Genomic DNA, 6,955 nt, shown 5'->3' with positions numbered 1-6,955 from the left:
ATTCGGCTGCGGGCCGTTTCGAAGGCGCCTCGCATGCTTCTCGGCCCGGCACTCAGCGCCGCCCGCAAGGCGCCGTCATCAAGGCTTGATGTACGAGTAGCCCTGCCCCTGCAGCTTCGACAGGCGCACCACGCCCGAAGGCGTGAAAGCGGCTTCGGGGATGAACTGCTTGCGCTCGAGCTGGCGGTTCTTCAAGGTGATCTCGCAGACCTCGAACTTCACGCCCCGCCCCACAAGCTGCTGCACCGCGACCTCGTAAGGGTTGCCGTTGCGGTCCTGCGCGTCGTACATGAGGAAGTCCACGCCGCCCGCGTGAGTGACGACTGTGATCTGCGCCTTGGGGTCGGTGTCCAGGTGGTTCTTCACGTTGCGCAGGCCAGCCAGGGCCTGCGTGTCGCTGTCGTTGATGTGATACGCCACCTTGTCCTGGGCCAGCGCGCCGGTCGCCGCGAGGGTGAGAACGAGGGCCGCAAAAGTCTGGCGAATGCGCATGGGAGTCTCCTTGAAAGAACGACGGGGCATCACGCCGATGCTGTACGCGATGCCGCTGCGAACGGCTGCCGATCGAGATCGGCACAGGCACTCATTCTGCGGCGGGGAACGCTAGAACTCGATCGCGTCGGCGATCGCCTTGATGCCGGCGCTGGCGCAGGCATCGTCCGCCTCGCCGCCAGGCGCGCCGGACACGCCGATGGCACCGAGCAGGCTGCCGGCCCCTTCGATGACCTGCCCGCCGCCCGCGGCCATGACCCGCGGCACGGCGCGCAGGCCGCTCATCGGCTTGCCGGCCTGCGTCTCCGTGGCCAGCGATGCGGTCGCAATCTTGAAACTGGCTGCGGTCCAGGCCTTGTCCGTGGCGACATCGATCGTGTGCGCGCCAGCGTAGCGGTCGCGCAGCAACGCCTGCAGCACGCCGGAGCGATCGACCACCGCCACCGCCACCTGGAAACCCTGCGCACGGCAATGCGCCATCGCGGCACGCGCGGCTGCGAGGGCCGTCTCGGGCGTCAGCGATTTCACGGCGAAGGTGCCCTCATCCTGGGCCGATGCCGGCGCAACCAGCAACAGAGATCCGCTCAGCACCGTGCCGGCAAGTAAAAGGAGCGGTCGGGTCAGCATGCCGATCCTTTCGCTGCAATACCGGGGTTGTCCTGAACGCCGACGAGCTTGGGCGTGTTCAGCGAGCGTGCTTTCACGTGTCCGCCCTGCCCGCGCAGCCAGGTTTCCACCACCTCCCACACCGGCTTGGCGCCCGGTGCAGTGCGCGCGGCTTCGGCCACCGGCGCCCAGCCGGCGACCTTGTACGTCTTGCCTGCCTCGATCGGCTTGCCGGCCAGCCGCATGTCGGCGATGCGGCTGCCCATGCTCTCGCCGGGCGTGCAGGTGTAGGCCAGGCAGCCCACGCGCACCATGTCGCCGCCCTGCTGATAGTAGGGATCGGGGTTGAAGAGGTTGTCGGCCACGTCCTCGAGGACGGTCTTGATGGTCGCCCCCGTCATCTCGGTCACCGTGGCCTGCGGGTAGGTGATGGCCAACTGGTCCATCATCAGTTCGCGCGTGATCGTGTCGCCGGGCAGCAAGGAGGTGCCCCAGCGGAAGCCCGGCGAAAACGCGATTTCGGCGCCCTGCACGTCCATCAGCGCGTCGCAGATCAGCTGGTCCCAGGACCCGTTGAAATTGCCGCGTCGATAGAGCATGCCGTCGGTCACGGCCAGCTTCTCGGCGAGCTTCGCCTCGTAGGGTTTGCGCACCTGGGTGATCAGCGCGTCCATCGCCGGATCGGCCGCAAGCTGATTGGCGAACACCGGCAGCAGCCGGTAGCGGAAGTCCGCCACCTTGCCGTCCCTCACCTCGAAATCCATCACGCCCAGGAACTTGCTGTTGCTGCCGGCGTTGGTGACCAGCGTCTTGCCGCCGGCGTTGCTGACCGGCACGGCCACCGGCACGCCGTCGTGCGTGTGGCCGCCGAAGATGGCGTCGATGCCGCGCACGCGCGAGGCCATCTTCAGGTCGACGTCCATGCCGTTGTGCGATAGCAGAACGACGACCTGCGCCCCCTTGCCTCGCACTTCGTCGACCACCTTCTGCATGTTCTCGTCCTGGATGCCGAAGCTCCAGTCGGCGACCAGCCAGCGCGGGTTGGCAATCGGCGTGTAGGGAAAGGCCTGGCCGATGATCGCGCAGGGCACGCCGTTGATCTCTCGCATCACATACGGATCGAACACCGGGTCGCCGAAGTCGTTGGTCTTGACGTTCTGCGCGACGAAGGCGACCTGGCCCTTGAAGTCCTTGGCGAGGACTTCCTTCACCCGCTCCATGCCGTAGGTGAACTCCCAGTGCCCGGTCATCACATCGACGCCGAGCAGCTTGGCGGCATCGACCATGTCCTGTCCGTTGGTCCACAACGCCGTGGCCGAGCCCTGCCAGGTGTCGCCGCCATCGAGCAGCAGCGCGCCGGGGCGGCTGGCCTTGAGCTGCTTGACCAAAGTGGCCAGATGCGCGAAACCGCCGACCTTGCCGTAGCGCTCGGCTGCTTGCTGGAAATCGAGGCAGGTAAAGGCGTAGCTGCGGTCGGTCCCGGGACGCAGGCCGGCCGCCTTGAGAAGGTGTTCGCCAACAAGATGTGGCAACTGCCCGCGCATGTCGCCGAGGCCCAGATTGACGCTCGGCTCGCGAAAATAGATGGGCTTGAGTTGCGCATGACAGTCGGTCATGTGCAGGAAGGACACGTTGCCGAAACGCGGCACGTCGTACAGCGCGCTTTGCGCGGCAGCGGCATCCGCATCTGCATGGCGCCCCAGCGCCATGCCGGCCACCGAGGCGGCGCCCAGCATTTGCAGGAATTCGCGCTTCGAAAGATTCATGGTTCAGCAATCAACGATATTGCTCGAATGAAAAAGCCCGCTCGCGCGGGCTCGAAAGCTTGCCCCGCTTACTGGTTGACGGGCGATTTCGGGTCGAGCAGCAGAGCCATGACGTTCTTCAGCTGCGTCTCGTCGAGCAACCCCGCATGGCCGAAGCGCGGCATGTCCGAGCAGGCGATGAAGGCCTTGGAGTTGTACAGCTTGGCCCAGGTGTATTCGACGATCGGTCGGGACGCAGCGCTCTGCGGATCGCTGACGCCGCGCAGCTTGCCGTATTGGTAGAGGCTCGGGCCGATCGTGCCGAAGGAAATCTCGGCCTTGCCGATCTGGTGGCAGTTGTAGCAGTTGCCGCCGTTGGCACTGGTCGCCGCGGATTTCTCGTTCCAGGTCATGCCGCGGCCGTTCTGCGCCAGCTTCTCGCCGGCTTTCCAGTCGCCGATGAACTTGCCGTCGCTGGGCATCTTCACCGTCTTGAGGTTGGCCGCCTCGATCGCCTTGGCGGTGGCCGACGGCAACTCGGCCCCCGCGGCCTTGGAGCATGCGGCGTTGGCCGGATCCTGCTGCAGCCGGTCGACCGTGGCGATGCCCTGGTCGCGGAAGGACGTTTTCATCATCTCCGCGGTGAGCGCGTCGTAATCGGGGGCCGGCGCCAGGGCTGCGCAGCCGGCCAGCAGCGCGGTCGTGCCGGCGCCCAAGGCGATCCAGAGGTGCTTGTTGTGCATGTTCTCTCCTTCAGCGCTTGAGGGCCGGGGCGATCGATTCCGCCCCCTTGGCATTGACGCCCATGTAGACGCTGAGCGCGGTGATCACGTCGGACCCGTAGCCCGGGTAGGGAAAGCGCTGCTGGCGAAAGCAGTCGTTGAGCCGCCGCTGCATGCCCCACAGCTGGCCGTTGCTGACCCGGTAAGCCGGCCAAGCCGCGAAGCCGACGCCGTCGCCGGGGTTGACCGTGAGGTTGGGCAGGTCCTGCAGCCGCACGCGCTTGTCATCGGCGCCGTGGCACGAGGCGCAGGAAAAATCGTAGGGCCCGGCGCGGTAGAAAAAGGCGCGCTTGCCGAGTTCGAGCATCGTGCGCTCTTCCTGGTGACCCTGCGGCACATTGAACTTCATGCCGCGCGAAGCCGTCGAGATGTACGCCACCAGCGACTCGATGTTGGACTGCTCGCCTTTGCCGAACGGCGTGGCGGCAATCTCGGCGGCGTCGAAGCCCTGCTGGCGCTCCATGCAGGTGAGCAGCCGCGACTCGAGATCCTGGACCTTGTCGGTGTCGGCAAAGTAGCGCGGCAACTCAACGAAAGCGCCTTTGACCTGCCCCGGCCCCTTGCCCAGGTCGCACTGCTCGAGCGAAGCGTTCTTCGGGCCGCGCTTCTTCTTCCAGAGCTCCTCGCCCTTCATCTCGAACAACTCGGCCGGGTTGCCGTCCTCGAGCATCTTGCGATATTCGGCAATGCCTTCGGCCGTCGATTTTTGCGCCACCGCGGTGACCATCGATGCCATCAGCACACTCGCGATCAACATTCGCTTCATGATTCGTCTCCCCTTGTCTTTCTGTTCGAGTCAGGCCATGGTGCTCGCAAATGCGCTTACAAGCGGCGTGCCGCCCGAGCGCGGGACGCGGTACGGCGCTCAGGTCACCGTGGCCTCGTCGCTGCGCTTGTCGCCCTTGTTGTCGACCCAAGTGATGGTGATCTTGTCGCCGGCCTTGGCGCCCTTGACGACGAATTGGAGATAGGGATTCTTTGCGACGGCCGGCCCCCACTGGGCACTGAGAACCGGCTTGCCGTTGTGCTGCGCCGTTACCTCCTGAATGAACCAGGCCGGAATGGGTTTGCCGGCGGCGTCCTTGCGCTGGCCGGTCTCCATCTCGTGGCTCATCAGAACGCGAACGGTGGCCTTGTCGCCGGCGGCTTGAGCGCGAATGCGCATCGGATCTGCCATGTTGAACTCCTTCGATCAATTAAGGTTGCAGTGCACAGCGCACGACCTCACCCACCGCAACCGCCGAGCGTGACCTTGACTTCCTTCTTGGCGAAAAGCACCTTGCCGTCGCCCATCATGGCCACCGCATAGACATCCGAGGACTGACCCATCTTCACGCGCGTGGAGAAGTTCGCCTCGATGGCATCGTTGACGTCGAACATGGCCGAGAGCACCGACGGGTTCTTCTCGACCAGCAGCAGCAGGCGCTTGGCACCCGGCAGCGTGGTCGCCGCACCGATCGGCACGACGGCGCCGTTCTCGGCGATGTCGGGGCCGGTGATGGTGACGTCCTTGCTCTCGACCGGCGTGCCTGCGCCCAGCGCCTTCATCAGGTCGTCGATGCTCTTGGCTTCGAAGGCCGCCTTGTTGTAGTCGCCGGCCGCAGCCTGGGCCAGCGACAAAGACGGCACCAAGCCGGCAGCGGCCAGCATAAGGGCCACCTTGCTCGAATGGGAAAGCATGTCTCGACGAGTTTGCATATCGAACTCCTTTATCTGCATATCCTAATGAAGCAGGATGCTTCGACGATCGGTGCCATCCCTAAGGTGGCGGTTGCCCGGCGGCTCACTCGCTGGCTCCGTCGGCGAGCCACTGCGCGATGGCCTGGGCATCGGTCTCGCCTAGCGCTTGTGCCGGCATGGGAACGGCGCCCCAGACGCCAGAGCTGCCTGCCTTGATTTTTCTGGCGAGATACGCCACCGTATTCACGCGGCCCGCGTATTTGCCGGCCACTTCGCGAAAGCTCGGGCCGACAATTTTGCTCTCCATGCCGTGGCATGCGACGCATGAGTGTTTTCGGGTGAGCGCAATGGCCGCTGCGCCGCTCTTCGCCTGTGCCTTTGCACCCGCACCAGATGCGGCGGCGTTCATCTTCGCGGGTTGCCCTGCTGCTGCGCGTGTGTCGGCCCGGGCCGCGTTCGCCTGCAGCGACGCCGCAGGCGGCTGGCTCGTGTCGGCACCACGCTGCGCACCCACCGTTCGGTTCTGCTTGGCGAGGTTGCCGTGGGCATTGCGGGCGTGGTCCGGCAGGAACGAGCGCAGCTCAGGCTCCTTGGCGCAATCTTTCATGCAGGCCGTCGCCTGCACGTCGGGCTCGCGTTGGCCGGCCCCCGCACCCGGCCACAACGCATGGTCGGCGGACTTGCCGTGGCGGTTGGGCAGCCGCGCCTGCACCTCGGCGATGTTTCGATCCGACATCACGAAATCATCCCCGACGATGCCACCCATGTTGAGGATGTAGGCGGTGACGCCGTACACCTCTTCGGTACTGAGCGACTTGGGCTGCGCCCACGGCATCGCCCGGTTGATGTAGTCCCACAAGGTCGAGACCGACGACAACTTCATCAAGGTGGTGCGGGCCGGATAGTCGGCGTCCCTCAGCCGCGCCACGCGACCGGACTCCATGTCGTCTTTCGTGGTGCCGCCGACGATCGGCATGAAGATCTCGTTGCTTTCGCCGAACACGCCGTGGCAGGAGGCGCACTTGCTTTCCCAGACCTGCATGCCCGAGGCGACGGAGCCGGCTCCGGGCGGCAGGCCCTTGAAGTCGGGCCGCACGTCGATGTCCCAGGCGGTGACTTCTTTCGCCGTTGCCGCACGACCGATCCCCGGATAGGCATCGGCCTGCGCCAGCGCCTGCGCGGGAGCCACCAACACGGCGCACAAGCCGGCGGCGATCAGCAGCTCACGACAACTGAACATTCTTGATCTCTCCGCTTTCCTGCACCAACCAGGTCTGCACGGCATTGTTGTGATAGATCGACCGCGAGCCGCGCACCTTGCGAAGCTGCTGATACGTCGGCTGCACGTAGCCGGTGTCGTCCATCGCCCGGCTTTGGATCATGGCCGGCTTGCCGTCCCAGACCCAGTCGAGGTTGAAGCGGCTCAGGCACTTGCTCAGCAGCGGTGTCTCGAGTCGCGCGCTGCGCCAGTTGCGCCCGCCGTCTGTCGACACATCGACCCTTTTCACCTTGCCCTTGCCCGACCACGCGAGGCCGGTGATGTTGTAGTAGCCCTTGTCCAGCAGCACCTGCCCGCCCGAGGGCGTGGTGACGACGCTCTTGCATTCCTGCGTGCTGGTGTATTGGCGGTGGCGGCCGTCGGGCATGAGG

At 65.5% G+C, this 6,955-nt stretch carries 8 protein-coding genes and 1 pseudogene; all 9 read right to left on the bottom strand.

Going from position 1 to position 6,955, the window contains the following annotated elements; genetic code table 11:
• Window positions 1-78: 78 nt before the first annotated feature.
• Entirely contained in the window at window positions 79-492 is a 414-nt protein-coding gene (locus tag H0W38_RS13130; protein WP_292454730.1) for a DsrE family protein, read from the bottom strand.
• A gap of 111 nt (window positions 493-603) precedes the next feature.
• Window positions 604-1,119, bottom strand: a complete 516-nt coding sequence (locus tag H0W38_RS13125) for a heme-binding protein (RefSeq protein ID WP_292454728.1) — start codon at window positions 1,117-1,119, stop codon at window positions 604-606.
• A complete protein-coding gene (soxB, locus tag H0W38_RS13120; RefSeq protein ID WP_292454726.1) occupies window positions 1,113-2,864 on the bottom strand; it encodes a thiosulfohydrolase SoxB in 1,752 nt (583 codons plus the stop codon). The genes H0W38_RS13125 and soxB overlap by 7 nt, the downstream gene beginning before the upstream one ends.
• 68 nt (window positions 2,865-2,932) lie before the next feature.
• Window positions 2,933-3,586: a sulfur oxidation c-type cytochrome SoxX gene (gene soxX, locus H0W38_RS13115; RefSeq protein WP_292454724.1), complete on the bottom strand. Its 654-nt coding sequence runs from the start codon at window positions 3,584-3,586 to the stop codon at window positions 2,933-2,935.
• 10 nt (window positions 3,587-3,596) lie between these two features.
• Window positions 3,597-4,391 carry a sulfur oxidation c-type cytochrome SoxA gene (soxA, locus tag H0W38_RS13110; protein ID WP_292454721.1) on the bottom strand — a complete coding sequence of 265 codons (795 nt, stop codon included), beginning with the start codon at window positions 4,389-4,391 and terminating at the stop codon, window positions 3,597-3,599.
• Window positions 4,392-4,490: 99 nt separating this feature from the next.
• Window positions 4,491-4,802: a thiosulfate oxidation carrier complex protein SoxZ gene (gene soxZ / locus H0W38_RS13105; protein ID WP_292454717.1), complete on the bottom strand. Its 312-nt coding sequence runs from the start codon at window positions 4,800-4,802 to the stop codon at window positions 4,491-4,493.
• A 47-nt stretch (window positions 4,803-4,849) separates the two neighbouring features.
• A complete protein-coding gene (soxY, locus tag H0W38_RS13100; RefSeq protein ID WP_292454714.1) occupies window positions 4,850-5,323 on the bottom strand; it encodes a thiosulfate oxidation carrier protein SoxY in 474 nt (157 codons plus the stop codon).
• 85 nt (window positions 5,324-5,408) lie between these two features.
• Window positions 5,409-6,545, bottom strand: coding sequence for a c-type cytochrome (locus H0W38_RS13095; protein WP_292454711.1), 1,137 nt, complete (start codon window positions 6,543-6,545; stop codon window positions 5,409-5,411).
• Window positions 6,529-6,955 (bottom strand): annotated as a pseudogene (locus H0W38_RS13090) (sulfite dehydrogenase); the annotation flags it as partial. The pseudogene H0W38_RS13090 and the gene H0W38_RS13095, both read right to left, overlap by 17 nt.

Source organism: Methylibium sp., assembly GCF_013817365.1.
In the GTDB taxonomy this organism is placed as follows: Bacteria; Pseudomonadota; Gammaproteobacteria; order Burkholderiales; family Burkholderiaceae_C; genus Methylibium.
Note: the sequence above shows the minus strand (reverse complement) of the source record. Positions and strands in the feature narration are given on the sequence as shown.

Excerpts from the sequence above, each read along its gene's own strand:
- H0W38_RS13095 (WP_292454711.1), bottom strand. The coding sequence starts at position 6,545 with ATGTTCAGTTGTCGTGAGCTGCTGATCGCCGCCGGCTTGTGCGCCGTG.
- soxZ (WP_292454717.1), bottom strand. The coding sequence starts at position 4,802 with ATGGCAGATCCGATGCGCATTCGCGCTCAAGCCGCCGGCGACAAGGCC.
- soxX (WP_292454724.1), bottom strand. The coding sequence starts at position 3,586 with ATGCACAACAAGCACCTCTGGATCGCCTTGGGCGCCGGCACGACCGCG.
- soxB (WP_292454726.1), bottom strand. The coding sequence starts at position 2,864 with ATGAATCTTTCGAAGCGCGAATTCCTGCAAATGCTGGGCGCCGCCTCG.
- soxY (WP_292454714.1), bottom strand. The coding sequence starts at position 5,323 with ATGCAAACTCGTCGAGACATGCTTTCCCATTCGAGCAAGGTGGCCCTT.
- soxA (WP_292454721.1), bottom strand. The coding sequence starts at position 4,391 with ATGAAGCGAATGTTGATCGCGAGTGTGCTGATGGCATCGATGGTCACC.
- H0W38_RS13130 (WP_292454730.1), bottom strand. The coding sequence starts at position 492 with ATGCGCATTCGCCAGACTTTTGCGGCCCTCGTTCTCACCCTCGCGGCG.
- H0W38_RS13125 (WP_292454728.1), bottom strand. The coding sequence starts at position 1,119 with ATGCTGACCCGACCGCTCCTTTTACTTGCCGGCACGGTGCTGAGCGGA.